The following is a 24,796-nucleotide window of genomic DNA, read 5'->3' on the forward strand; positions in this document are numbered from 1 at the left end:
GCAATCTGGCTCCGAACATGATCCGAGAAACAGCGCCTAGTCAAACTCGGGCCTGAGAAGTGGAACCGCTCAGCAGCGAGAACGCCAGACGACGCCGTAAGTCGCGCACACCCAAGTCCGCACAATTCAACGTGAGTGTGGAGTGGGCCATCCTCTACATCGAAAACGTCGCCGACGGACTCGCCGACGGGCGCCACTGACAGTAACGGGACCGGCGAAGCTGATGGGCGCCCGGCGCCGACGCCTGGTCAGTCCTCTGGGGCGATGTGGTTCTTGAGGTCGCCCTCGGCCAGATCGGGATCGCCTCACGGGCGGTACTTCCCCAGCACCTCCGCCGCCTGGGCGACGAGCGCAGCCTCCATGCCGGGGCGGCTTGCCGACGGACCCGGTAGCGGTAGTACGCCACCGCCAAGTCGCTGAGCACGGTCGGCGTGCCCAACGGGTCCAGCCAGCGCGTGGGCAGACCGGTACAGGCGAAGGTCGCGGGCAGTTGGACCGGCACCCCCTCAATGCGCAGCGCTCGATGACCCAAACGGCAGCCCCTGGCTATTTGCCATTCAAGTGTGTGGTCAGGCGTGATAGCAGAGGCAGCGCCGCCTCAAGCGTCTTTCGTTCATCGGAACTGAGGACATCGTTGATTGCGGTGCCGAGCCAGTCCACACGCCTTCGGCGCTCCTCGGCCAGACGGCCATTTCCCGTCGGCGTGAGGTGAAGCAACAGCTTGCGCCCGTCGCTGGGGTGCGCCTCGGCATACACAAGCCCCTGAGCCAGGAGTTCTTTGACCGCCTTGGCGGTCGACTGGTGAGTGACTCCTCGCTGTTGTGCGATATCGGTGCGGTGGTCAGCGGGCCGCCGCGGTCCAGGTAGCCCAGGACGGCGGCTTCGCCGGGCGGCATCTGGTCGGCAGTGCGCACGGTGCGTACGAGCTGTCCGATGGTCAGGCGAAGTTCTTCAGCCAGCTGATCCTCGTCCATGATGCCAGCTTACCCACACCCATCAACCAAACTGTACACCTTAGTACTCCAGCAGCGATTCGTGTCCTGAGCTGCGTTTTTGGTAGTGGCAGTGGCGGGCTATGGCTTGGTGGTGTCTTCTCCAGGCTGACCAGTTCAGTGTGTGGGTGATGGGGTTGCGGTCGGCTTGTGGGTGGGGCAGGAGAGTGTCCAGGAGTCGCCGGATCTCTGCCACGGTGAGGGGGACGAGGGCCGATCCGTTTCTGCAGCCCCCTTTGCGGCGTCGCCGGCCTGGGCTGCGAGTGCGCCCAGGAAAGCGTGGGCCAGCATGGCCAGGGTGATGTGCCGATACCAGCCGATGTAGCGGCGGACCTCGTACTCATCCAGGCCGCACTCGTTCTTCGCCGCCTGGAAGCATTCCTCGATCGCCCAGCGGGAGCCGGCGATCCGGACCAGCTCGGCCAGCTCGATGCCCACGGGTGCGTAGGCGAGGTAGTAGGCGAGCTCGCCGGGATCGGACAGGCTGCGGCGGGCCATGACCCAGCGGTGGTGCGTCGGCGGATCGGGGTCGAAGATCAGGTTGGCAGGCAGTTTGGCTGCGGCCCAGTCGTAGACGCGCGGGCCCTTCGCCCCGTCCCCGCAGGACAGTCGCTGCCAGGCACTGCCGGGTGCTTCTTCGATGAGCTGGTCGATGCGCCAGATCCCGGCCAGGAACGGACTGCCCCTCGTCGTCGGTGTCTCCGCCGCCAACACCCACGACAGTGAAGCCATGAAACCCATGGTGGCCGGTCACCAAACGAGACACGACCCCCAGCGCCTCCACGCCGACAAGGCCTACGACGTTCCTCACCTGCGGAAATGGCCCCGCGGCAAGCACATCGGTGTCCGCATCGCCCGCAAGGGAATCGAGTCCGGCGAACACCTCGGCCGCCGCAGGGTGGGTGATCGAGCGCACCATGTCGCGGCTGACCGGCTACCGCCGGCTCTCACCCCGCTACGAACGCAACCCCCGCAACTACCTGGCATTCCTCGGACTGGCCGCCGCGATCTGCTGCTACAAACGACTAATCCGCCTCACCACATAGGACACGGTCTTATGCGTTGAAACGAGATGCCTTCCTGGCGGAGCAGGACCCGCAGGCCCTCGTGGCTGATGTCGTCGACCACCCCCTCGGCGACCAGGAAGTCGGCCAGCTTGGCCAGGCTCAAGGTCGAAAACGGCAGGCCGTGCTCGATCGGCTTCGACTTGGCGATCTTCTTGATCTCACGCCGCTCGGGCAGGGTGAAGGTCTTGGGCCGACCGCCTTTGTACTTCAGGTAGAGAGAGTCGAAGCCGTCGGCGTTGAAGTTGTGGATCACATCCCGGACCCGGTCGTCGCTGGTGATAGTCACCCCGGCGATCTTCGCCACGGGCATGCCCTGCGGACAGCAGCACCATCTGGGCCCGCCGCCAGGTCACCACCGAGCCGGTGCCCCTGCGGATGATCCGCAGCAGGTGCTGCCCCTCATCGCTGTCGCTCTCGCGGACCCGTACTGGCTCTGCCACCCCCGCAGTCTGTCGGGAAGAGGAGGCGTCCGGGTTCAGAACGGGCCAGGTGCCTGCCGATGCGGTGTCAGGCCAGCACCTTGCGAAGCCAGGACCTTTCCGCATGGCTGGTGGCGCGGGCGATGGTAAGCATGCCGCGCCGGTAGGGGTCGTCGGTGTCGTCGGCGCCCAGCGGGCGGTCTTTGTCGTGGAAGAAGCTCGCGGGCTGTTCCAGGAATTCCAGCCGCCGGCGTAGTACCGCGTGCTGGTCGGCGGTGTCGGGCAGGTGGGAGAGGAAGGCCAGGACCGTGAAGTACCGGGTGCTGTCGCTGATGTCCAGGCCGCCTGCGTCCTGCAGCCGGCGCAGCAGCTCGCAGTGGCCGGTGTCGGTCAGGCTCAGGGTGTGCCGCTGGGCGGCCGAGGCGCCCGGTTCGGTCCGCCGGTCGAGCAGCCCGGCGTTGACCAGCCGGTTGATCGCCGGGTAGAGGCTGCCGTCGCTGACCGGCTGGGTATGGCCGGACAAGTGCGCTATCCGGTGGCGCAGTTGATAGCCGTGCAGCGGGCCCTCGGCCAGGAATCCCAGAATCGCGAGTTCGAGCATGCTGCTACTCTCGCACATCGAAACGAGGTACCTCGAATCGATATAGGGGTGGGGATGATGTACACCGAGGAATGGGTCACCGCGCGGGCGCGCAACGCCTACGAGCGCGGCCTGGCATCGTTCGACATACGGCCCGAACGGGCGGCGCTGCTGGTCATCGACATGCAGGACGAGTTCATCCGGCCCGGCTGGAGCCCCTACTGGGTGCCCGCGGCCACCCGGATGGCACCCCGGCTGCACCAACTGGTCGAAGAATGCCGGGCCGCCTCCGTCCCGGTGATCTGGACCATCTTCGACGACACCCACCTCGGACTGGACCGGCCGCACGCTTTGCAGTTCCTCCCGCATGCCGACACCGACTGTCGCCGACCGGGCCCCGCCGAGGTGTGGGCCCCGATGGGCTGCCGACCCGACGAGGCCGTGATCCGCAAGCCCTCCTACGGAGCGTTCTACGACACCCCGCTCGACACGATGCTCCGCAACCTCGGCCGCGACACGGTCATCGTCACGGGAAGGCTCACCAACTACTGCTGTGGCACCACGGCCCGGCAGGCATACGAACGCGGCTACAAGGTCGTCTTCGGATCCGACGTCACGGCCACCGACGACCAGTCCCGACAAGCACCCGAACTCGCTGTCCAACGCAAGGGTTTCGCGCTCGTGCTGACCGCCGAAGAGATCACCAACCGACTGACCACAGCCACCCCACCATCAGAGGATGAGGAACGGGCGAACGTTGCCTGATGCGGCACTAGCGATCGTGACCCTCTTCACGGACGACACCACCGAGCCGACCGGCTGACGGCGGAGCGCCGGAGGCGCTACTGTGAGCGGTGAAGTGGTCCCCGCCTGGGACCGGCAAAATCGCGGGCGAGGACCGACCGGTGTTGCTTATACGGGCGCCCTCAATCTCTCTGAGGGCGGCCGTCACCGGCCCCACATCCACCTCCAGAATTCGCGGACCACCGCGGCGATCCGCTCGTGCAGAGGCTTCCTGCGGTGACGCGCCATCGCACGCTCCCCTCCAACGGGTTGCGGCCGTTGCCGGCGACCGCACCGGAGGAGGCCCGGATCGGACCCCCTGGGCGAGAAGCCCGATCAGCTGGAGAGCTCCTCGTGGAGGGGAGCGCACAGGTGCGCCTTGCCCAGGACCCTACCGCCCCGCCGGGCGCGTCCTCGGCGAATCAGCACATGAACCACACCGAGGGATGGCACCGTCTCAGCCACGTTCGGTCTGCGCCATTTTCCGCACGAAATTGGCCTGTTGACTGCTCTACGATCGCAATCGGTCCCGCTGCGTACCAGAACCAGCAGCAATGACATGACCGGTTTGACAGCAGGCACAGGCATCAGCAGGACGGGCGGGGAGCAGACGCGGTGTTGTGGATCATCCGCACAGGCGAGGTCAAGAGCTACGGCGTCACGGTGGGCTCCAGCCCGGACGGCCGGAGCATCATCAGGCCGGAGATCGCACTCGAGGCCGTCTACCAGTTCCGCAGCGGAGACGCGGCCACGGCGTGGTTCGGGTGGACGCCCGAGGTGCTCGGCAAGGCCATGGTCTCGCCTGGCATCCGGTGCGTGGACCTGGGCCGCTTCTACTGGTACACCGTCGCGCACGAGATGCCCGCGAAAGCGATGGCCTCCGCCACCGGGCCGTTCGACCTGTACCTCCATGACGACACCACGGGCGAGGACGTCGTCAAGCGCTTCTCCATGCCACCGGGCGTCGCAGAGCTGAGCGCCATCGAGAAGGGCGAGTTCGCCTAGGGCACTGGGCAGCAGCCTGCCGCGACGACGCGAAGCCGGCCAACGCGTCCTGTTCAGGCGAGCAGCTTCTCGACGAATTCCCTGGGATGTCCTTCGCCGAGGGCAGGTCGAAGGGACAGGTGGCCTTGGCAAGGATGGGGGCGCCGTGCTGCGCGACGCCGAGATCACCCATCTGCTGACCGGGCCGCGTCACCGCCACGACGGCTCTCCCTCTGGGTGGCCAGGAGGTCGGTGCGGTGCTGTTCGAGGTCGGTGACGCCGTCGAGGTCCACCGTGACCGTGTATCGGGTGTACGCCCCGGGAGATGGCTCATGCGTCAGGTTCTTGTAGTTCGCGAAGCCCCAGCTGCCGCCTGTGTAAACGCCCTTGATCCTGCCGTCCACCGTCCCGACGGCGTCGAAGGGGCCGCGCTGCCAGTAGAATGTCCAGTGAGTCCGGTACCAGGCGTCCAACTGCTCCGGGGCGGCCAAGAAGCGCCCGGCGTCCGGATCCCGGGGATCGGCGACGAGATTCTCAGGCCGATCGTCCCCGGTGGTCAGCGCAATGAGGCCCGAAGCGTCGGCCTCGGCAGCAGCCGGATACGTCCGGCCGCGGTGAACCGCATAAGCCTTGGGGCGGAAATGGTCGACCTCGGGAAGACGTCGCACCAGGGCATGTAGAGGCTGCAGCAGATCCTCACGGTGCAGCTTCAGCTCGGTAACGTCGTCGCGCGGGAAAACGCCGCGGTAGCCGATGACCCGGCGCTTGAGGTGCTCCTTGGCGAAGTCCTCGTCGGAGCCGAGGTAGTTGCCCGAGAATGTGGTAGGCGTGGCGGCGGTGCATTCGAAAAGCTCGCCGCGCCAGCGGAACGTCCACGTGACGGCATCCCAGGCGTCCAGGCGCTCCGGCGCAACCGGGTATCCCACCGATCCGTCGGCGGCCTCGCGCGGCGCGAGTCCGTCGGGTGCGGGGCGGCCTGGCCCGGGCAGCAGCTCGGCGCACGGCCACAGACCCACGGCGCCACGGGCACGGTAGTGGCCGCCGCGGAAGACCGCGACCTCGCCCTTGACCGGGAAGCGGAAACGGACAGGGTCAGTCATAGAATTTTCCATAGCCTTTCATTCTTGTCGAATAAACCGACGGGTTCTTCGGTGCCGTTGGCGTGCATGTAGGCGGGCCGTCCAGCGTGCAGGAAGGTCGTTCTTCACCGCCTCCCACAGTGCCGCAACGCACATGATCGAGCGAGCGCGGAGGCCCGCCTGGCTTGAGGCCTGCCACGTTGTAACCTCTCGGGATCGAGGCGGCCGGGTGGGCAGCGAGGAGGGGGAGCGGTGAGCCAGTACTACGACATGGGCGACCGGTCTCTGTGGAATGCGGCCACCGGGGTCTCCCGGTTGTTTATGGGCCAGGTGAGCGTCTACGAAGCCGAAGTGGGGATGCCGTCCGGTATCGGTCCGATGCGCGAGGATGAGTGTCAGGTCGACCCCGCCGTTTTCAAGGTTTTCGCCGAGGCGCTCCTCGCCTGGCACTGCAGAGCGATTCATCCCGTCACGGCCGCCTTGTCCGAAGGGTTCGTCGTTACCGTGCTGGCGCTGGCCGGCAGAGCGGCCATCGAGGTGAACTGGCATCCGATCGGCGGCGCCGAGGACACCCTCCCGGATGGACAGGCCTCGGCTATTTCAGATTCCTCGATGCAGGCGCGGGCAGCGGCGCTGCAGGTGAAGTCGCGCCAGCTGGTCCGGTTCATGTCGAGGTGAAGGCCTCTGCGTCAGCCTCGGCCCTGCTCGACCCATGCCGTCTGTTCGGCGAGGGGGTTCAGGGGGTATGCATCCGCGTCCTCCAAGCGTACGTCCGGCTGATTCTCGGCGATGCCGGCCCGGAATTCCGCGGCCCACTGGGGGTTGAGACGGTCCAGCACTTCGAGCTGCTTGGCCAGACGGTCGATGCTCAGACGCTGGTGAGGGAAGTGCTGCCGCATGTGCAGCTCCCAGTCGGAGGCCGCGTCCTGTGCAGTGTCGAGGGCGACCCAGTGCAGGAGCTCTTCAAGCATGCCGCGCGCCTTCCACCCGTCCAGCTTGGCGGCCGTGTCCTCGACAGCAGCTACGACACCCCTAACCATTATCGTCATGTAGACGATTATTGCATGGGGTGACGCCCGGGACCAGCCATCCCCGAGACCTCACGTGCTCGCCCGCAGGCCGAACCGTGACCGCCGTCAAGGCGCACAGCGCACGTGCGATGTGCCTGCATCGCGCAGGCACAGGCCGGTGCGCCGAAAGAGGCCCAGGGGTGGTTGCCGCGCGGCATAGTGCAGGGGGTGACCACGACACCGAACTGCCGGATCCTGTCCGCCCGCCGACGCCGCCACGCGCATCTGATCGCCGCTTCTCTGGGGTTTCGAGCCGTTCGCGTCAGGCGAGGTTCAGGTCGATGCAGCTCATTAGCGGTGTTGTTGAGGCTATCCACCGCAACATGTGTGGTGCCATCCCTCGATCCGGTGGTGTTTCAGACTTCACCGGTGACCGTTCCGGCCGCTTAGCATCAGCCAGGAGGAAGCCGCGCGGATCACCATCATGGGAGCTGAAGGCGATCATGTCGCGCGCCCGCGCAAACAACCGGCGGCGTACCGGGCCCCGCGCACCCGCTCGACTTCGACACCACCTATGCCCCCACCCCCGCCATCGCCGCTTTCCTGCTCACCTATCAAGCCGGATTCGGTGCCGCCCTGCTCGGGGCGTGCTGGGCCTGCCGCCGCCACGCACGTGAACTCGCGACTCGCCAACCTGACCGCATAGCCCTGCGGACGGGCGTACGGCTGATTGCCATCGGATGCGTGGTAGCACTCGGCTACGTCGCCTGCAAGGTCGCCGCTATCATCGCGGCCGCCGCCGGCAATTACGGACTGAACTGGGACATGCTGTCCACTGAGGTCGGCCCCCTGTTCGCCAGTGCGGGGGCGATGCTGATCAGCTCAGGGTTCGTCTACCCCGCAGCGCACGCGTGGTACAAGCGCCGACGCGACTACCTGGCGCTCCGCCCTCTGTGGCTCGCTGCCGCGGAAGCCGACGGCAACGTCCTGCTCGACCCGATGCCCACACGCGTTCAGCACCACTTGGCCGTGCGCGACCTGAAGTGGCGGCTCACCCGCTGCCTGGCCGAAATCCGGGACGCCCAGCTGGCCATGCGCGTCTGGGAAGACCCATCGGTCACGGCGCTTGCCGAACAGCGTGCACGGGCGGCCGGCCTGTCGGTGGAGGAGACCGAAGCCACGGCGGCAGCGGCCACCTTCCGCGCCGCTCTGCGCACCCGGACCGCGGTGATCGACCGCGCGGCGCGGGCTGCTGTCGCACAGGGCCTGCCCCTGCCAGAGGTCCGGGAAATCGTCGCGGCAGTCGCCCTGAAGGGGCTCCACGGCGACGATCCGATCACCACAGCCGTTCCCTCTCAACCGGGGACTCCCACCGACCAGATCAAGGAACGCCACAACCTGGTACGCATCTCGCGCGCTCTCGCGAGCCCGTTGGTCGAGGACGTCCTCCAGGCCACAGCGCCGCCGAAGGCGTCACGCCCATGACCACACAGGACCAGCACCAGGCCACGCCGCCTACCGGAATCTCGCGCTCGTCTGCTTCCCCGACGACCTGCGCCTGGGGCTCAACCTCGGCTTCTACCGAACCTTCGCTGTGCCCTCCATTGCCCGGGTGCTGGCCGGCACCGGAAAGATGACGGCGCAGCCGAAGGCCCGTGCGAAGGCCACCGGTGAGCTGGTGTACACCCTCATCGAGCACGGCCTGGCCTCGGCAGAGGGAGAGGTGGCGGTCGCGGTCCTTCGCCGCTTGCACGCCAGCCTGCCCGCAGGCGACCAGGAGTACCTCTACGTACTCGCCGCCTTCTGTGTCGCTCCGCTGCGGTGGATCGACGCGCACAGCTGGCGGGCCACCACCCGCGCAGAGAAGGCGGCGGCGTTCCGGTTCTACGCCGGTCTCGCTGACCGGATGGACATCGCGGGCCTGCCAGGATCGTATGACGAGTTCGCCGTGTGGATGGACGACTTCGAGCAGCGGCACTTCGCGGTGACGCCGGAGAGTCAAGCCTTGTACGACGCCAATAGGGCACTGCTGGCCGACCGGTTCCCCGCTCCGCTCGGGGTCCTGGTCCGGGCGCTGTCGGACGCCCTGCTCGACGAGCGGTTACGGGCCCGGCGCCCTGCCCGCCCCGTGGGAGCGCTTGTGACCGCTGGGTTGCGGTGGCGGGCCTGGTCGCTGAATCGACGTCGGCCCCGGCCGGAGGCCCCCTGACGGGGGTTCCGGCCGGGGGCAACGGCTCCCATTTTCATGCTGCTCAACAGCCCCAGTCAACAGCCCCAGCTGCTCCACGGCTGCAGCAGCCCCGGCCGTCAGCTGGGTCCCGATGTCCCGGCCGCGCCCGATGTCAGGAGTGTCACGGCCTGTGGTGGAGCATCGACGCCACGCTCTCGTCGCTGGGCACGTACGAGATGCCCCGCAGCACGGCGACCGGGGCGCCGCGTCCGCGCTGGCCGAGAATGATCCCGGCCGCTGCGGCAACGAGGTCGGTGAAGGTCTCCTCCTGCTTTTTCCCGCCATGCTCCGATGTCCGCAGTGGTGTCACGCCTGCCGCGCCAATGGAGATGACGGTGGCCCCGCGCCGGTCGGCGCGGCCGTCGGAGTCCGCGATGACGACGGCGACGTCTGAGCCGGTGCAGGTGATCAGGGCGTCGCGCAGGGCACGGGCGGAGGCGTCCGGGTCCGCAGGCAGCAGCCAGGCGCCTTCGGTGCCGGCGCGGTCGATCCCGGCCGAAGTGAGCTGGTAGCCGAGGGTGTGCCGGCCGATGATCGGGCCGCGTTCGGTGGCCAGGAAGTAGCTGTCGCTGGAGTCCAGGATCAGTTGCGCGCTCTCGGCGGGCTTTCCCGTCTTGGCGGACAGCTCCAGAGCCTCAGGTCCCGGGGTGACGCTGGCCAGGTCGACATACCGCTTCTCCGCAACAGACACGACCTTGCTGGCAACGACAACAATGTCCCCGTCGCGCAGTGCGGTGCTGGTGCGGGTGAGGACATCGGTGATGGTACCCGTCAGGTCGTCGCCCGGCTGGAGCTCGGGGAAGGGCTCCAGGGCGAAGGCGGAGAAGCCGGAGGTCGGGGCGGCGGTCATCGTCGGGCTCCTGCTGGGGTGAGGACGGCAGCCATCCGCGACTTCTACCCCGGCGAGTACTACAACGCCGAACCCGACAGCCTGATCGTCCTCGGCGCCCCCGACCGCAACACCGCCTATGCCGAGGTCGGCCCCCACCTGCCCTACCGCTTCACCCCGCCGCCGGACCCCGCCATCGAATTCCCCGGCCACGGCGACATCCGCCTGGCGCCCCTGTGGGCGCCCGAAGGCGAGCTGCTGGCGGACCTGACTGTCATCACCCGTCTGATACTCGGCCAGGGCACTACCGTGGTCCTGCGGCGGCTGCCTGGCCCTCGGCGTCCTCGGCGCCGCAAAGTGCCTCCTCAACGGCGAACGCGGCCGACGCAACACCGCCTACCTCAACAGTCTGGCGCCGGACGGCGACTTCATCGTGGTGTCCGCAACCCACAAGATCGGCGGCATCACCGGCACCCCCGACTTCACCGCCGTCGAACCACTGCTGCTGCTCACCCGCGACACTGCGGGCGGCTTCACCACCCGCCTGGACAACACCACCCACCACAACGGCCCGTGACCGGACCTCGGGACACGTCGCCTGGGCCCGCGTGACAACCGAGCCCTCCCGCCCGTCAGCCCCACCGCAGCACCGCGGCGGCTCCTTCGTGACAATCAGCTGGTGGCTGCCGGGGACGCCCGCCTCGTGGCCTGATGGTGAATCCCTGCTGCTGCAGGACCCTGGCGAGCGAGGCGGCCATCGCGACCGCGGTCTTGTCCTGCCGCCGGGCTGGCCGGGTGCTCATCCTCGCCCTGGTCAAGCGCCAAAGCCGCTCGCTTGATCAATTCTGCCCTGCAGACCCAGCCCACGATGACCGCGCCCGGCTCCCGGGCCTCGACGACATCGACGCTGCCCCCGTGGCGCCCGGCATCGCCCGCGGGCAGCGACGGGGGGGGGTAGCTCAGGGAAGTCCGGTCAGCTGCTGCGCACGGTAGACCTCTATTCGCAGACCCTCGACGTCCACCACTGGCTTCCCCGTTTCTCGCCCCCCCCGCGCCCGCCGCCGCGATCTTCACGGAAACGCTGCGGGCCACCAGGTCCTCGCCACAGCGCCCCTACCTCTGACCGACCGCAGGAACCAGCCACGAATCGCCGCCGTGACGGCGAAGGGGGGGCGGCCACCGCCGTGACGGGTCCGTACCGCGCGCGAGCGAATCGCCGACAGCGCGGAGCCTATTCCTGGCCCACCGCCTGCAGCGCTCCGTTCCCACGCCCGGGTTTGACCACTGAACGGGAAGACCCTGCGGCAGGGGTGTGGGCCACCTCGCCGCCGCAGGTGGCTTCGGTCACCTGCGGTGTGCCCCAGGCGTCTTCCGCGTCCGCTGCAGCTGCGGCAGACTGCGCCCCGTCCACCGGTCTCACCGACACGAGAGGGGCGCACCATGGCGGGCAAGCACGGCGGCGGTAACGCCAAGCAGGAAGACTGGGACCCCGACAAGCACGGCGGCGGCAACGGCGAGCCGGCCTCTGACGGCAGCACTCCGCAAGGCAGTGGCGATCACCGTAAGGACGACAACAAGTGACGGAGTCCTTCGCCGCGCGTCGGTCCGTATGCGCGGACGAGCTCGCCGCGACGGGCTGCTTCGACCGCGCACCGTGGGCGCTCGAGGCGGTCTTGAAGGTCGAGCGTGAGCGGTTCGTCCCGCGTGACGTCTGGATGTGGACCAAGGACGGTTACCGCGTCCTCTCCTGCAGCAAGGAGCCGGAGGAGTGGGCGAAGACCGTCTACGACCCGGTGAAGGCGGTCGTGACCCAGATCAACGACGGCCAGGATGGCCCTCTCACCACGAACGGGTTCGTGCGGGGCTCTGCAACCTCGTCCGTGTCCGCGCTGGATATCGTGTGCATCAAGCTCGGGTACCTCGACCTTGAACCTGGGCAGAAGGTGTTGGACATCGGTGCCGGCTCGGGCGTGAACGCGGCCCTGATGGAGGAGCGGACGGGCCCGGGGAACGTGTTCACGATCGAAGTCGACGAGGCCCTGGCTAGGCAGGCCACGCACAACCTGAGCACCGCCGGGTACACGGCCCGGGTGGTCTGCGGCGACGGCGAGAGCGGCTACGCCGACGGGGCCCCTTACGACCGGTTGATCTGCACCGCGTCGGCCCGGTCCATCCCCGGCGCGTGGCGGGAGCAGGTAAGGCCCGGCGGGATCATCCTGACCCCGTACGGAACGTGGTTCTCCTCCAGTGGGCTCCTGCGCCTGACGGTGGGCGAGGATGGCGCAGCCGAGGGCCGGTTCGTGCACACCGCCGCGTACATGTGGCTGCGCGCGCACCGGGAGCCCGGCGGCCGTCCGCCGCGCGAGAGCGAGGAGCGGCTGTCGGCGTCGGCGGCCGAACCGGACAAGATCCTGGACGGTGACTGGCACGCCGACTTTGCCATCGGTCATCTGGTGCCTGGTCTGACGATGAGGCGCGTCAGCGGCGACCAACGGCGCATCCTGCTCTGGGACGGCAAGGAGTCATTCGCGTCCGTGTGCTGCGACGGGTGGGATGAGGCCGACAGCGTCCTGCAGCAAGGTCCGAGATCTCTGTGGGATGAGGTCCTGGCGGCCCGGTCCTGGTGGGACGAGCAGGGGCGGCCGGAGATCACCCGGTTCGGGCTGACCGTCACCGCCGACGGCGAGCACCACGTGTGGCTCGACGCCCCGCAGAACCGGCTCCTCCGCAGCAGGACGTAGAGCACTCGGCCAGCGCGCCAAGTGGTCCTGCGCCGCCCGGCCGGGGCTGCGGCCGGTGAGCTGGTGGAGCCAGCACTCGGCCCAGTGGGCCTGACCCACCAGCCGCGGCGCACCCACCTGGGCGGCGGCTCTTCCGGCGTCCTCCTTCGTCGGCAGTAGCTGCGCGGCTGCTGCCGACACCTGAGCCAAGACCTGGTCCACATCTTCAGATGGGCGATGGAACCACCCCTGCGCGCCCGGGGCGTGCACCATCCGCCAGTACCACGAGAAGAAGGCGGAACCGCCCGTGCACGCCCGGGGCGGACGAGGGCGTACGGGCCGCGCTCCAGGCGGATGACGAACGACTCTTGATCGGTGCACCTTGGTCGGAGCGCAGGATCAGCCGAAGGCCGCTCCCGTATCCGGCGAACGCCCAGGTGAGCGACCCAGTTCGAGACTCAATTCGACCCACGACCATTGGGAGGCGGCTGTGTTCCTGGTTAGGTTCGGAGCAGAGAAGCGTGGATGCGGGCGATGGCCCTGAGCACCTCGTCGCGGTTCTTGGCTTGCTGCATCCATGCGGGCAGGCGGGCCACCACAGTCATCTTCCGGCCATGGTTGTGCCAGGGAATCCCCTCGCGCAGCGATGCCTGCACGAATCGTTTGATCAGGTCCAGGTGTTCCAGGTTGTAGGCCCACACCCACCCGTGCCGGGTCTCGGCCTGCAGCCACAGGCGGGCGCCGAAGTACGGGTCTGTGGCCGACTCGTGCGGGTCCCAGTGCAAGGCCACATATCCACGGCTCCACTCCCTCGCCGTCCCGCAGTTCCGGCAGACGAGACGCCTTGGCGCAAAGAGGTCCGGATCGCCCACTCCGGCCAGCTCCGGTCCTGCCACGACGCGCGCGACCTTGTCGCAGCTGGGGCAGCGCACGAGAACGGACGCCAGGAAGTCATACTTCGTGCTCCGTGGGTCCCGGAACCGATGGCGTGTGGAGATTGGACTCATCGGACCAGTATGCGAGCCGAGCGGCGAAGACCCCCTACAAGGTCGGGTGGCCCGGGGGAATCTCACCCCCGGGCTCCCACAGAACGGAGCGTGACAGTCTCCCGTCACTCCGCTCTTCTCACCGAGTCCATACGAACTCGCGGTCCCACGCCCAGTGCTTGAAGAGTCCCGGAGCCCGTTGTACGAGCCCGGTCCACCATGCACGGAAGCGTTTGTAACCCCGCAGCCGTTTGTACTTCTTCCGCGCCCATCGCATCAGGTAGGTGTTGATGCGTCGCAGGAAGGGATACAACTGCGACCGGTAGAACCGGCCATAGTACGTCATCCAGCCCGACACGATCGGGTTGATCCAGTCGGCGAGCTCGATGAGTTTGAGTCTGGTGCGCCGGTGAATTCGCCATTCGCGGACCTGCTGGCCCATGGCTTTGAGGGCCTCTGGACTGACAGCGGGAAGGAACGACGTGAATGCCTTGCCGTCCGGATACCGCGCCTTCCGAGGGGCGAACGTATACCCAAGGAACTTGAATGACGTGTGCTCGGCAGAGCCTCGCCGTCTGGTGTCCTTGCAGTAGACGAGCTTGGTTTTGTCGGGATGCAGTCGCAGCCCGACTTCCTCCATCCTCACTTCGAGCTCCGCCCAGACTTGCCGGGCCTGGCGCTCGGTCACACAGTGCACCACCGCGTCATCCGCATAACGCTCGAAGTTCACCGACGGGAATTCCCACACCAGGAACATGTCGAACGCATAGTGCATGAAGAGGCTGGCGAGCACGGGCGAGACCGCTGATCCCTGAGGCATTTCGTGGAGCCAAACTGTCCAGGATCTCGTGGGACCTCACACCGTCACCAGCGACGGACGGGCAGGTTGTCCCGACGGAGTGGTGGTCGAGATACCCAGTCGGAGGTAGACGGTGCACGATCCAGGCCGGACGCCGCAGGCGGACTGCACTTGTGTGGCTGTGTCGGCCTTCTTCGGGAGTCGTTTCCGCGTGACTTCGGGAGTCGTTTGGCGACGATCCTCGTGATCGATGTCAGCGACTTTTGATGTCACTCAAGTCTGCGGGGGCTTCTGGCGAGCCGCGGAGTAGAAGTCCTGCGGCACTGCTGGGTCGCGGGAGCGGACTGTTCCCAGTTCCCGCCCGCGGCGCTCTCGGGTGCCGGCCTTCGCCCGGAACCGGCATCGTGAAACCATCAAGCGGTGACCGAGACGAGCAGCGGCGGCGGCCGCACCTTCCGGCGCGAGACCGAGCGGGTTGTCAACGAGATCGCCCAAGGGCTCCGCACGTTGGACGCTGGTGTGGGCTGGTTCTCCGGCCTCGCCCCGACACGCCAGCAGGAGGTACTGCAGGAAGTCGCCAGCTATGCGATGCAGACGCACATTACAGCTGCGGACGGCCGCGCGGGGGTGGCGCGGTCCGGCGTGAAGCCCACGGCCAACCCCTCGGTGATGATCTGCATGGACCCGCCCCGCTACGGGTTCGCGGGTCTCCCAGCCGCCGAACACGTCAAGGCATTCCGTGTCCTCGTTTCCGTGTTCGCCGTTGCCGACACTCGCCGCCGCGAGACGTCCTGCAAAGGCGCCTGCGGACATTCATGGCACAACCTGCCAGCAGCAACCGAACAGCCGTAGAAGTGGCCATTCCGCTCTCGATGGGCTGGTTGTCGGGCGGCCCCTCCCGTGTGGCGCCCGGTCAGCTAGCCTGGGCTCGTTCGGCTTGGGCCTTCAGGAAGCGCTTCGCTGCTCTTCATCAACTTCCAGACTGAGTAGACATGGCAAGGCCAACACGTACTCACCTCGGAGGCCGACCTGCCTCAAACCCTGGCTCCGCTCGTGCAGAGCGTCGAAGAAACTGCCGAGCAAGGTTGAACGCGGCCGAAAGCGGAGATCATGCGGCACCGTCCGGTGCCGGTACAGAACGCAACCCGGTACCCCTCGCCCTGGGAGGAACCAGCGGCGGCGGGGGCGGGGCAGTGATGGGCTCGTAGACCTCCCAGAGCTCCGGGATGCGGTGGCCACGGTCCCAGTTCGGGGCACCGGTAACGGCGACGAGACGGCGCCAGGGGATGTGCAGGGCACGGTGCCGGCCACCAGGGCTGAAGCCAAGGCCGTCAGCGGTGACGGATTCGAGGGTGCCGAACAGGCTGGCCCACCGCTCCGTCTCGCCCGGTGGGCTGCACAGCACGTCGACGCGGAGCGTGCTCCAGCGCAGCCACAACGCAAGCTTGTCCAGCGGCTCCAGTTCGTCCGGCTCGCCCGGTACTCAGCAGTGGTATCCGCTTCTCAAGGAGTCCGCGAGCCGGTAGAGCCGCTCCTCCTCCCCGGCCAGGCGGATCCCGCGGGCGGCATGGCGTGCGCGGCGCTGCCTGGCGACGGCCGAAGACGGAGCGGGCGGTTCGCCCTCGCCGTCGCCGGGCAGCAGCGGGAACGCGGTCCGCAGCAGTTCCATGGCCGCCTCAAGGTCCGCCGTGCCGCCGGTGACCGGCCCGCCGGCCGTGAACCGCGGCTGGTAGTGCGAGGGCTGGGCAGCCTGCTCCTTCTCCAGCTTTGCGACCAGGTGGGCCGGGGCGGCGACGACGGCGCTGAAGGAGGGGCCAGGGCTGTCGTCGTCGCTCCAGGATGCGCCGTAGCCGTATTCGCGGTAGCCGTGGGGGACGACCGGGCCCAGCACCGGGGAGGCGGCCAGGTAGGCGACCGGCGCGTCCCGGGCGCAGGTCAGCGGCCAGTCCCGTACCAGGAGCAGGCGCGCCGTGGCGTCGGCGGTCTCGGCCTTGAAGTCCTCCTCCAGGCGGGCGCACATGGCGGCGACCGCGTCCGGATACCACAGTGCGAGCTCCTGATCCGCCCACGCCGACCGGCTGTCGTGGTCGCGGCCGGCGGTGCGTGGCGGCGAGGGCAGGCGGGTGACGTCGAGAACTGTGGCGCCGGCTAGGGCGTGTCCGATGGGTCGGTCCACGCCCTTTCCCTAGTGGACTGTCCCCGTCGGCAACCTGGCTGGTACGGCTCTGCCCCTCCTTGTCACCCAAGGAGGGGCAGAGGCTACGTCGGTGGACTACAGGGGTCTGATGTTGGCGGCCCACAGACCCTTGGGACCCGTCTTGACTTCGAACTCCACCTTCTCGTTTTCCTTCAGGGTTTTGGAGCCTTCCCGCCGGATCTCGCTGGAGTGGGCGATGAGATCGCCACCGCCGCCGTCCGGGGTGATGAAGCCAAACCTCTTCGCGTCGTCGAACCACTTCACAGTGCCGGTGGCCATGTCCCCTCCCAAGGGTGTCAACGCGCTGCAAGGCCCCGATGACCCACAGCGCATATGATCATGTCATTCAGGGGGTGGAGCCGGAAGCCTCACTCTCAGACCCATGCGAATGACACGGCTCATCGGACATTGTCTGGGTGTGTCGGCCAGCTCGGCGATGGGCCCGGGCTGTAACAGTCATGAGTGCTGAAGGCTCTGGATGCCACGGTCCGCAGCGTGAGCTGGTGACGCCGTCTGCTACTTGCCCTTCAGGGCCTCGCGGACGTTGTGCAGAGTGCGCTCGCGAAGCCCTCCCTTCAGGAAAAGCCTGACAGCAGCGACGACATCGCCGGCCTGGATGGTTACCCTGCGGTCCTTGCGGCTCACTTCGGCCGCATACAGGGTGATGTCCTCAAGGAGCTCCATTCTGGTGCCGGTCAGGCGAGCACGGGCGTCGCCGGAGAGTTCCAGCGAGACCGTGTTCGTTCCCGGGGTCGGCACAGGGGCACTGGCGGTGTGATTCTTGCCGTCGGCTCCGAACCAGTCACGCAACGCGGTCGCCAGGTCGTCGTCCCCGAGGACGGCTGCCCTGAGGTGCTCAGCCTGGATCGTGTGCGCACCGGCCGCCGCTGCCGCAGCAGCCTCCACGATCTCGGATATCACGTGGTTCACGGCAGCCATTGCCGCCGTGACTGCGCCCGCAGCGACCCGCATCTGGGACTTGGCCTTCATGGACCGCTTCACCGGTGTTTTCTTCAGCGCCGGCTGGAGGGACGGGATGACCATCGGTAGTGCTCCTCATGATAAAAGACCCCCGATGTGTGCGGGGGCCGCCTGAAGATCACCGTAGCCTGCTCCACGCCGTAAACGATCATGCTGTGCTCTCCAGTACACGGGCCCGGATCGCGGGATGGACTGTCACGGAGACAGCCCTACCACCCGCGAAAACACCTGCACTGGCCAAGGACTGCCAGACGGGTCATGAACGAAGCCAGAGGCGAATGGCCGCGACGGTCACAGTGCCGTGGAAGATGTACGCCCTTTTGTCGAACCGGGTGGCCACGGCACGGAAGCCCTTGAGCGCGTTGATCGTTCGCTCGACTTCGTTGCGGCGCTTGTAGATCGTCCTGTCGAAGCCGGTGGGGCGGCCGCCCCCGCTGCCCCGCCGACGGCGATTGGCGCGCTGGTCCCGGCGCTCGGGAATCGTGTGCCGGATCTGCCGTCGCCGCAGGTACTGGCGGTTCTGGCGCGAGCTGTACCCTTTATCGCCGCACAGGTGGCCGGGACGTGTCCGCGGATGCCCACCCGCCGGTCGTGGCACACGGATTCGGTCCAGAACCGGGATCAGCTGTGGGGCGTCGCCCCACTGGCCAGGCGTAACAAGGAAGGCCAGCGGGCGGCACCCGCCGTCACTCGCCAAGTGAATCTTCGTCGTGAGCCCGCCACGTGAACGACCGATCGCTTCGTCGGGGCGATGCCCGGCAGGGCGCGCATGTCGCCCCGGTATCCGGGCCGACTGGTGAGGGGCCCCAGTGGCGTGCTGGTGAGCACGGCACACTGTGGAGTCCACGCTCACCACACTCCAGTCGATTCTGCCCTCTGCGTCAGCGTCAGCTTGAACGGACCGCAGAATCTTCTCCCACGTACCGTCCGCCGACCACCGCCGGTGACGATCATGAACCGTCTTCCAGTTCCCGAACCGCGCGGGAATGTCCCTCCACGGAATGCCTGTCCGCAAGCGAAAGAGGATGCCATTGATGACGGTGCGGTGGCTCTTCCAACGCCCGCCTCGTCCTGAGTTCGTTGGAAGCTGCGGTTCCAGCCTCGCCCACTCGATGTCTGACAGATCGCCCCGCCCCACACTGAGCGGAACGATCCGCCGACGGGCTAGTCATGCGACTCATCGGACAGACCCTAGTTCCGCGCTGGCCGCGGCGGCGGCCAGTTCGGCGGCCCGTTCTGCGGAGCGGCCGCGGGAGCGTGCCGCCAGCCACACCCCGCACACCAGCGCCCCGGCGTCCAGCTCCGGCGGCGGCCCGTATATCCGCTCGCGGGTGCGGGAGACCTTGCCGACTGCCGCGCTGACCTGGTCCAGTGCGCGGCGCTGCGGGGATCCGGCCGAGCGGCGCACCGCGTCCCGGGCGCCGCTGTACGCCTCGGCTTCGGGGCAGTCTGCGGCGTAGGCGTCCAGGAAGGCAGGGTGGTCGTCCGCGAGCCGGCGCCAGGCATCGGCAAGGGTGTCGGTGTCCGCGGCGAGCGCGGCATCGCGGCGGGCCTGCTTCAGCCACGCTTCGGTCTGCTCGTCGTCTCCGGGGTCGTGGCGGGCGGCGTGGCGGGCGTAGCCGAGCCAGGTCCGCGGCTCGTGGTCCGCCAGTGCCCGGTCCAGGCCGTTACGGCGCTCCGCGGCGAATGCGGTCGCGCGCCACAGCGCGTCGGGGCCTGGCGGCAGGATGATGGCGCACTTCTTGCAGACCCGTTCGAAGACCTCGAACAGGGGGTAGGTGGCGGCTTGGTCGGCCGGCTTGGAGTACTGGCAGGCGCCGTGGTGGTAGCGGCGCAGGTCCGGGGCGGCACGTGGAACTTGGCGGTGCCGCGGCCGCCGGTCAGGGCGATCCGGATGCCGGCGAGGGCCGGCAGCGTGATGCCCAGGCTCGCGAAGCCGCGCGGGGAGATCACGGGGAAGGAGCGGTCCACCGGTCACCTCTCCACGGGGGCCGGGACCGGGCGGGTGCCCATCGCGCCGCAGGCGCACGGCGGGGAGACGGTGTCCAGGGCCGCGGGGAAGATCATCGACCAGGCCGGCAGGGACGCGGTCCACTGCTCGGCAGGGAACGCGTGCACCTGCTCTTTGCTGGCTCGCCCCTGCGGACGGGCGAGGAGGGCGTGTGCGAGGGCGTGGCAGGCGATGTTGACCAGGTCCTCCCGCTCGCGGCACGACTGTCCCAGCGGGTTGCCGGCCGCCATGCTCAGGCACCGGTGCGCCTCCGCCAGCAGTTCGCGCTCCGCCGGGTCACTGCACGCGCCCATGGCTGGGAGGAGGCCGGTGGCCACCTCGTTGACGAACGTAGCGGCGTGGCGTCCGGCCTCGCCGCCGGCATGGAGAGCTCGTGCGTTGCAGGCGAGCAGGGCGCGCCGCAGGAGACCGCCGAGAGCCGGGGTATCAGTCACAGCCGGAGCCTAGCGGCGCTCGGCAAGCCGTCCGGGCCGTTCCCGAGCAGCCGGGCGGTCGGCCAGAAGGGGCCGGGGAACCCTTGCCTCAGCATGTGGTACTGCTGGTACCGTGGGTACCATGTCGGATTCTTCGAAAGCGATGAACCTGCGGTTCCCCGATCCTCAGCAGCGTGAGGCCATCGCGGCGGCGGCGAGGCAGGCCGGCGTCAGCATGCAGGAATTCGTCCTCACCGCCGCATACGAGCGGGCGACCGCCGTTGAGCAGCACTTCCTCGACGCATTCAAGCGGTCCATGAAGCGCAGCGGCGAAGCGTTCGCGGCCGAGGACGGCGTGCTGGACCCGACCGGTGAGCAGCGAGCCGCCGAGCTTGCTGCGCGCGCCGAATTCGAGACCACGGAACGGGGCCACGCGGCGTGACCCAGCCCGAACCGCGGCACGACATCGACGTGCCGTTCCTTCTGCACGCCGCCGAGCTGCTCCACGGCGATCCCCAGGTCGACGACCTCGGGCCCCTGTACGCCGCCGTGGCCCGGGTGAACGCCCGCCCCATGGGGCGGGACGTCTACGGCTCGGTGTTCTTGAAAGCGGCCGCCCTGTTGGAGACGCTGGCCCGGATGCCGTGCCTGGAGCACTCCAACGCTGCTTTCGCGTGGCACTCCTGCGAGGCGTACCTGGGGTTGAACCGCCACGTGCTGGACTACGAGCCGAAGTCCGCCGTCGCGCTGGTGCAGGACTCCGCAGCCAGGCAGATCGGGGTCTTCCAGATCGCGCGCCAGCTGCGCGCCTGGTCGGTATCCGGCCAGGGCTGAACCCGCACCGGCGGTCGGACCCGCGGGCGGATCGTCCGGCGCACGAGCGCGGCGAGAACGTTGGGCGGCAGGCCGGGCGGCACGGTCGATCTGGTGGCTCGCGGCGGCATCGGTCGCCTGCAGGGCGGGGCGGTCGTCCTCTTCGGCCGCACCGCAGACCCCCCTGTTCCTCGCAGGCATGTCACGCAGTCCGTGTCCGGAAGCGGGAACAGCAACTCCAGCAGCTCTTGCAGCCCGCCCTCGGCATTCATGGCGTCAAAACGAGCGCGGGGAAGCTGTCGCAGCGGATCTGGGAGAGTCCGGCCTGCGGCCCGCATCCCCAGTCCGGATGTGGCCAGGACCTGTTCGGAAGAAGCCCCGCACTGCGCCCACAGGGCCTGGCCCTCCGCGTCGGCACCCTTGCGGGCGGCGCCGACTCGGAGAGGGGCGGGTGCGAGAACCGCCGAGCATGAGGGCAGTGGTAGCGCCGTGGGCAGTTTCCCGGTCAGGGTGACGCACCGCGCGCAGGCTGCGTACGATGGCGGCGGGCCGACCGGTAGTCGGCCTTGCCGGGGTGCCGTTCCCGGATCATGCGGCACCAGGAAGGCAGAACCGCGCTCGGCGCACCCTTCACCCTTCTTGTTGTGATCATGTAGTTTCGCGTGCCCCCCCTTCCGGCGCGCTGACCGGGCAGTGCGCGAAGGGTGCTGTGGTGGGTTCCTCCCCGTTCTCCGGCCGCCGGCTGGCCGACCTCGCCGATCTGCGGGCCCTGGCCACAGGTGAGCCGCATCAGCTCGCCCGGGCCGAGATCGCCGCGCACGCCGCGCTCATCCCCTCCCCGTCCGCTGGCCAGGCCCGGTGGGAAGCGGCCGTGCTGAGCGCACTGCTGGCGGAGTTCGGGCCGCACCGCCCAGGCGAGACCGGCGGACCGTACGGCATCGTCCGGGTCACCCCCCGCCAGGATGAGGTGCTGCTGCGGGTGGACCGGGCCCAGCTGGATGCCTGGGCCCGCGCGCTCGTCCCCCGGCAGCACGCGGACGGCACGATCGCGGGCGTTGCGGGACTGCGCTGGGCAGCCCGCGGCAAGGACGTCCTCCTGCGGCCCGCACACGGCCCCGGCCAGGTGGTCCTCTCCCGTACCTTCGAAAGCCAGTGGGCCCGGGCGGCCCGGACCGCCACGGGGCACGACCAGGCCTGGGCGGGCGACGACGGTGACGCCCCTGTCACCGACGCCGAGCGTGCCGCCGCCGAGCACCAGAGCGTGGTGACCGAAGGAGCGACGGTGCTGTCCGCGGTACTGCGCCGGATCGCCCTGGTCACCGAGCTCGCCACGCTGCCGTTCCAGGACGGGCGGGTCGACCTCCAGCTTACCCCCGGCACCGGCCGGTTCGTCGACTGCTCCACCGGACGGCCGCGCCTGGCCGCGCCATGGACCACTCTGCACGCCCCGAGGCGGCTGTGGCCCGACGAACGCCCAGCCTCCACCTGCCGTGTGCCGGGTGCAGGCGCTGCGGTATCCGCCTTCCTCGCCCGCTACCCCTGGCCTCCCCCGCCCCGTCCACCGTGATGACCGGGGCGGATGCGCTGTGCGTGATCGCCGGGCTCGACCCGGCCCCGATCGCTCTCCAGGCCGCCGCATGGGCCCTGACCGTCGCCGACCTCCAGCTGGCCGACCCCCGCACCGGATACCTGTGGAACGACGGCGGATGGATCGCCAACCGACGCCGCCACGCAGAGAACTTCATCGGACAGCCCGGCCCCTGCGACCCGCCCGGCACCACCCAACTCCTGGCCGAGCACCATCTCGACCTCGCCCAGCTGGGGCGCCTCGCCTACCTGCCCATCGCCGACTTCGACGGCGCCCACAGCGGCCTCGCCGGTGAACTCCCCGAGGAGGGCGAGCAGATCCTCATCCGCCTCCTCGACTGGGCCCTGGCCGCCGCCACCCACCCCGGCACGCCGCACGCCTGGACCGAAACCCGGCCCTCCCCCACCGGCCACCGCACCGACGAAGACCGCGTGTGGACCGCTGCCCACCGGCTCCCGCAAACCCCCGTCCCGCTGCACCTGCGGGTGGCGACCAGCCCTCACCGCAGCGGTGTCGCCTACGCGATCAGCCCCGGCCCCGAAGGCGTACCCGCCTGGGTCCACGAGGCCTTGCCCCCGCTGGCCTTCGGCACCGGACCCTCCCTGCCCGCCGCCATGGCCATGGCCGAACACGCCGCCACGGAAGCCGCCGCCGGCGCCACCGTGCTGCGCACCGCCGACCACCCCCTGCTCATCCCCCACCCGGCACCCGAGGAGGACCCGCAGCCCGCCGCACTCATCGCCCAGGCCGCCCTCCACGGCCACATCCTGGACCTCTACACCCTCGTCGCCGGACTGCGCTCACCCGCCCAAGCGGAGCTCCGCGGAAGCGACTGCACCTACACCAGCCCCTCCACCGGGCACTGGCCCGATGCCGACGACGGGGTACCGGCCACGCTCAGCGCGGACATCGGCGCCGACCGCCACGTGCCGGCCACCCGCACCGGCGAGGAAGCCAACACCGCACCCGTCGACTCACCCGCCTTCCGTCGCCACCTGGCCCAACACCAGGCCGCTGTTACCCCCCTCGCCGCCCGCTACCTCACCGCCGCCGACTCCCTGCCCGGACCCGCCCCCTTCTCCGCCCGCCACGCCGCAGGCGTCGCCGCCCTCCGGGCACCCGACGCCGCCCTCCTCTGCCACCTCGAGCCCCGCCCCGCAGGACAGACCGACGACACCGGCCGCATCATCCGCAGCCTCCCGACCGACATCAGCAAACTCGACGACTTCGTCAACGACTGGTACGCACGCCGCGAAAGCCCACGGCACACCTGACTGCCTGGTGCACAGGAAACCCGGCCGCGCGGCCCGCGGACTGGGGCGAACCCCGGTTCTCGCCGCCGGCATCGCGGTAGCGTGTGCCCGTGGACGATACGGCGTTGGACCTGGACACACCTGGCCGGTCTGAGCGTCAGTGCCCGTCCGAAGTCGCTGAAGTGATCTCCTGGCGAGCTTGGACGGCAAGCCGCTGAGTATTGCCAAGCGCTGCCTGCCCCGCTCGTGTCAGGAAGCTCGGTATGTCTGCTCGTGCACTGAGCTTCGGCGTAACCGCGGGAGCCTACGAAAGGTTCCGGCCGGGGTATCCCAAGGAGCTCTTCGACTTGGTGATGACGTACGCGGGCCGGCCGGTCCGGACGGCCCTGGAGATCGGTGCGGGGACAGGCAAAGCAACCCGCCTGTTCGCTGACCATGGGGTCATGGTCACGGCGACGGAGCCCGACGCTGCCATGCTCGCCGAGCTGAACAAGACCGTGCCAGCGAACGTGACGACAGTGCGGGCCGCATTCGAGGACCTGCGGCCAGGTGAGACCTATGGGTTGGTCTACGCGGCGGCAGCCCTGCACTGGACACGCCCGGAGGGTCGGTGGTCAAGAGCGACCGCGCTACTGGAACCGGAGGGTGTGTTCGCCTCATTCGGTGGCCAGGTTCAGCTGGCTGACCCAGCTGTTGTGGAGTCTGTGCGTGCGGCGCGGGCGCCGTTCCTGGAAAGCGACGAGGTTCCATCTCCCGACGGGACTGCTCCTGATGAGGAAATGCAGTGGCCGGGTACGGAGCTGCAGCAGTCTCCGTTGTTTCTCGACGTTCAGCAGGCCGTCGTCAAACGGCGCTTGACGATGAGCGCTCCTGATTACGTCGGCTACCTGTCGACCGTCTCGGCGTATCTCCAACTGCCGCAATCGAAGCGACAGCAGGCGTATGACGCGATCACGCGGGTCCTGCCCGAGAGGGTCGAGATCGCCGCCGACATCATCGCCCATCTCGCGCGTCGGCGATCCGAATAGGGGCGACACTCCTTCTTGGGTACCACGGCGAGCC

27 protein-coding genes and 4 pseudogenes are annotated in these 24,796 nt (G+C 68.7%); 15 read left to right on the forward strand and 16 right to left on the reverse strand.

From position 1 onward, the window contains the following. Positions 1-546 precede the first annotated feature (546 nt). Positions 547-974 (reverse strand): annotated as a pseudogene (locus tag NQU55_RS34270) (MarR family winged helix-turn-helix transcriptional regulator). A gap of 135 nt (positions 975-1,109) precedes the next feature. Continuing rightward, a pseudogene (locus NQU55_RS34275) lies at positions 1,110-1,610 on the reverse strand (transposase family protein); the annotation flags it as partial. Here NQU55_RS34275 and NQU55_RS34280 point away from each other — a divergent pair. Next, positions 1,585-2,038 (forward strand): annotated as a pseudogene (locus NQU55_RS34280) (transposase); the annotation flags it as partial. The pseudogenes NQU55_RS34275 and NQU55_RS34280 overlap by 26 nt on opposite strands. A 7-nt stretch (positions 2,039-2,045) precedes the next feature. Here NQU55_RS34280 and NQU55_RS37000 read toward each other — a convergent pair. Together NQU55_RS37000 and NQU55_RS34290 are read right to left on the reverse strand one after the other, a co-directional pair. Continuing rightward, positions 2,046-2,499, reverse strand: a pseudogene (locus NQU55_RS37000) (helix-turn-helix domain-containing protein); the annotation flags it as partial. Positions 2,500-2,566: 67 nt separating this feature from the next. Then, a complete protein-coding gene (locus tag NQU55_RS34290; RefSeq protein ID WP_168096747.1) occupies positions 2,567-3,079 on the reverse strand; it encodes a PadR family transcriptional regulator in 513 nt (170 codons plus the stop codon). A 54-nt stretch (positions 3,080-3,133) separates the two neighbouring features. On the opposite strand from NQU55_RS34290, the gene NQU55_RS34295 reads away from it, so the two are divergent. Together NQU55_RS34295 and NQU55_RS34300 are read left to right on the forward strand one after the other, a co-directional pair. Further along, a complete protein-coding gene (locus NQU55_RS34295) occupies positions 3,134-3,823 on the forward strand; it encodes a cysteine hydrolase family protein (RefSeq protein ID WP_168096746.1) in 690 nt (229 codons plus the stop codon). A gap of 633 nt (positions 3,824-4,456) precedes the next feature. Continuing rightward, positions 4,457-4,846, forward strand: a complete 390-nt coding sequence (locus NQU55_RS34300) for a hypothetical protein (protein ID WP_256791739.1) — start codon at positions 4,457-4,459, stop codon at positions 4,844-4,846. A 164-nt stretch (positions 4,847-5,010) separates the two neighbouring features. On the opposite strand, the gene NQU55_RS34305 is transcribed toward NQU55_RS34300, so the two are convergent. Beyond that, on the reverse strand, positions 5,011-5,925 hold the full coding sequence (locus NQU55_RS34305; RefSeq protein WP_256791741.1) for a hypothetical protein: 915 nt from the start codon (positions 5,923-5,925) through the stop codon (positions 5,011-5,013). 231 nt (positions 5,926-6,156) lie between these two features. Here NQU55_RS34305 and NQU55_RS34310 point away from each other — a divergent pair, with 231 nt between their 5' ends. After that, positions 6,157-6,582, forward strand: coding sequence for a DUF6086 family protein (locus NQU55_RS34310; protein WP_256791742.1), 426 nt, complete (start codon positions 6,157-6,159; stop codon positions 6,580-6,582). An 11-nt stretch (positions 6,583-6,593) separates the two neighbouring features. On the opposite strand, the gene NQU55_RS34315 is transcribed toward NQU55_RS34310, so the two are convergent. Beyond that, on the reverse strand, positions 6,594-6,953 hold the full coding sequence (locus tag NQU55_RS34315) for an Imm63 family immunity protein (protein ID WP_256791743.1): 360 nt from the start codon (positions 6,951-6,953) through the stop codon (positions 6,594-6,596). Between the two features lie 705 nt (positions 6,954-7,658). On the opposite strand from NQU55_RS34315, the gene NQU55_RS34320 reads away from it, so the two are divergent. Both NQU55_RS34320 and NQU55_RS34325 read left to right on the forward strand, forming a co-directional pair. Next, entirely contained in the window at positions 7,659-8,399 is a 741-nt protein-coding gene (locus NQU55_RS34320) for a DUF6545 domain-containing protein (RefSeq protein WP_168095545.1), read from the forward strand. A gap of 109 nt (positions 8,400-8,508) precedes the next feature. Continuing rightward, the gene (locus tag NQU55_RS34325) at positions 8,509-9,123 is read left to right on the forward strand and encodes an oxygenase MpaB family protein (RefSeq protein ID WP_256791744.1); all 615 of its coding nucleotides are present in this window, start codon (positions 8,509-8,511) and stop codon (positions 9,121-9,123) included. A 142-nt stretch (positions 9,124-9,265) separates the two neighbouring features. Here NQU55_RS34325 and NQU55_RS34330 read toward each other — a convergent pair whose 3' ends face one another. Continuing rightward, positions 9,266-9,994, reverse strand: coding sequence for a coenzyme F420-0:L-glutamate ligase (locus NQU55_RS34330; RefSeq protein WP_256791745.1), 729 nt, complete (start codon positions 9,992-9,994; stop codon positions 9,266-9,268). 412 nt (positions 9,995-10,406) lie between these two features. Here NQU55_RS34330 and NQU55_RS34335 point away from each other — a divergent pair, with 412 nt between their 5' ends. Then, positions 10,407-10,550, forward strand: a complete 144-nt coding sequence (locus NQU55_RS34335) for a hypothetical protein (protein ID WP_256791746.1) — start codon at positions 10,407-10,409, stop codon at positions 10,548-10,550. 55 nt (positions 10,551-10,605) lie between these two features. Here the strand turns inward: NQU55_RS34335 and NQU55_RS34340 are convergent, their stop codons facing one another. Continuing rightward, complete coding sequence (locus NQU55_RS34340) at positions 10,606-10,776, reverse strand: hypothetical protein (protein WP_168097092.1); 171 nt, start codon at positions 10,774-10,776, stop codon at positions 10,606-10,608. Between the two features lie 637 nt (positions 10,777-11,413). On the opposite strand from NQU55_RS34340, the gene NQU55_RS34345 reads away from it, so the two are divergent. Beyond that, positions 11,414-11,554, forward strand: coding sequence for a hypothetical protein (locus tag NQU55_RS34345; RefSeq protein ID WP_256791747.1), 141 nt, complete (start codon positions 11,414-11,416; stop codon positions 11,552-11,554). Next, positions 11,551-12,714, forward strand: coding sequence for a methyltransferase domain-containing protein (locus NQU55_RS34350; RefSeq protein ID WP_256791748.1), 1,164 nt, complete (start codon positions 11,551-11,553; stop codon positions 12,712-12,714). Before NQU55_RS34345 ends, NQU55_RS34350 begins: the two co-directional genes overlap by 4 nt. 479 nt (positions 12,715-13,193) lie before the next feature. Here the strand turns inward: NQU55_RS34350 and NQU55_RS34355 are convergent, their stop codons facing one another. Together NQU55_RS34355 and NQU55_RS34360 are read right to left on the reverse strand one after the other, a co-directional pair. Beyond that, the gene (locus NQU55_RS34355) at positions 13,194-13,700 is read right to left on the reverse strand and encodes a hypothetical protein (protein WP_256791749.1); all 507 of its coding nucleotides are present in this window, start codon (positions 13,698-13,700) and stop codon (positions 13,194-13,196) included. 118 nt (positions 13,701-13,818) lie between these two features. Continuing rightward, positions 13,819-14,499, reverse strand: a complete 681-nt coding sequence (locus NQU55_RS34360) for a reverse transcriptase domain-containing protein (protein ID WP_256791750.1) — start codon at positions 14,497-14,499, stop codon at positions 13,819-13,821. 399 nt (positions 14,500-14,898) lie between these two features. On the opposite strand from NQU55_RS34360, the gene NQU55_RS34365 reads away from it, so the two are divergent. Continuing rightward, positions 14,899-15,330, forward strand: coding sequence for a DUF5958 family protein (locus tag NQU55_RS34365; protein WP_256791751.1), 432 nt, complete (start codon positions 14,899-14,901; stop codon positions 15,328-15,330). 631 nt (positions 15,331-15,961) lie between these two features. On the opposite strand, the gene NQU55_RS34370 is transcribed toward NQU55_RS34365, so the two are convergent. The 6 genes from NQU55_RS34370 to NQU55_RS34395 form a co-directional block, all read right to left on the reverse strand. Then, a complete protein-coding gene (locus tag NQU55_RS34370) occupies positions 15,962-16,654 on the reverse strand; it encodes a hypothetical protein (RefSeq protein WP_256791752.1) in 693 nt (230 codons plus the stop codon). A gap of 96 nt (positions 16,655-16,750) precedes the next feature. Next, a complete protein-coding gene (locus NQU55_RS34375; protein ID WP_256791753.1) occupies positions 16,751-16,954 on the reverse strand; it encodes a cold-shock protein in 204 nt (67 codons plus the stop codon). A 237-nt stretch (positions 16,955-17,191) separates the two neighbouring features. Continuing rightward, the gene (locus tag NQU55_RS34380; protein WP_256791754.1) at positions 17,192-17,719 is read right to left on the reverse strand and encodes a hypothetical protein; all 528 of its coding nucleotides are present in this window, start codon (positions 17,717-17,719) and stop codon (positions 17,192-17,194) included. A 193-nt stretch (positions 17,720-17,912) separates the two neighbouring features. Then, entirely contained in the window at positions 17,913-18,794 is an 882-nt protein-coding gene (locus NQU55_RS34385; protein ID WP_168096499.1) for an IS5 family transposase, read from the reverse strand. A gap of 39 nt (positions 18,795-18,833) precedes the next feature. Further along, positions 18,834-19,634: a hypothetical protein gene (locus tag NQU55_RS34390; RefSeq protein ID WP_168096500.1), complete on the reverse strand. Its 801-nt coding sequence runs from the start codon at positions 19,632-19,634 to the stop codon at positions 18,834-18,836. Continuing rightward, the gene (locus NQU55_RS34395; protein WP_168096501.1) at positions 19,631-20,101 is read right to left on the reverse strand and encodes a hypothetical protein; all 471 of its coding nucleotides are present in this window, start codon (positions 20,099-20,101) and stop codon (positions 19,631-19,633) included. Before NQU55_RS34395 ends, NQU55_RS34390 begins: the two co-directional genes overlap by 4 nt. A 121-nt stretch (positions 20,102-20,222) precedes the next feature. Here NQU55_RS34395 and NQU55_RS34400 point away from each other — a divergent pair, with 121 nt between their 5' ends. The 5 genes from NQU55_RS34400 to NQU55_RS34420 all read left to right on the forward strand — a co-directional run bounded on the left by NQU55_RS34400 (position 20,223) and on the right by NQU55_RS34420 (position 24,762). Further along, entirely contained in the window at positions 20,223-20,522 is a 300-nt protein-coding gene (locus NQU55_RS34400) for a type II toxin -antitoxin system TacA 1-like antitoxin (protein ID WP_206330148.1), read from the forward strand. Further along, positions 20,519-20,914 (forward strand): fic family toxin-antitoxin system, toxin component, encoded by a 396-nt coding sequence (locus tag NQU55_RS34405; RefSeq protein ID WP_168096502.1) that lies wholly within the window; start codon positions 20,519-20,521, stop codon positions 20,912-20,914. Before NQU55_RS34400 ends, NQU55_RS34405 begins: the two co-directional genes overlap by 4 nt. 691 nt (positions 20,915-21,605) lie before the next feature. Next, entirely contained in the window at positions 21,606-22,460 is an 855-nt protein-coding gene (locus tag NQU55_RS34410) for a hypothetical protein (protein ID WP_168096771.1), read from the forward strand. Next, complete coding sequence (locus NQU55_RS34415; RefSeq protein ID WP_256791755.1) at positions 22,460-23,755, forward strand: hypothetical protein; 1,296 nt, start codon at positions 22,460-22,462, stop codon at positions 23,753-23,755. The genes NQU55_RS34410 and NQU55_RS34415 overlap by 1 nt, the downstream gene beginning before the upstream one ends. Before the next feature lie 332 nt (positions 23,756-24,087). After that, positions 24,088-24,762: a class I SAM-dependent methyltransferase gene (locus tag NQU55_RS34420; RefSeq protein ID WP_256791758.1), complete on the forward strand. Its 675-nt coding sequence runs from the start codon at positions 24,088-24,090 to the stop codon at positions 24,760-24,762. Positions 24,763-24,796: the final 34 nt, after the last annotated feature.

This window comes from Streptomyces telluris, from assembly GCF_024519335.1.
In the GTDB taxonomy this organism is placed as follows: Bacteria; Actinomycetota; Actinomycetes; order Streptomycetales; family Streptomycetaceae; genus Streptomyces; species Streptomyces telluris.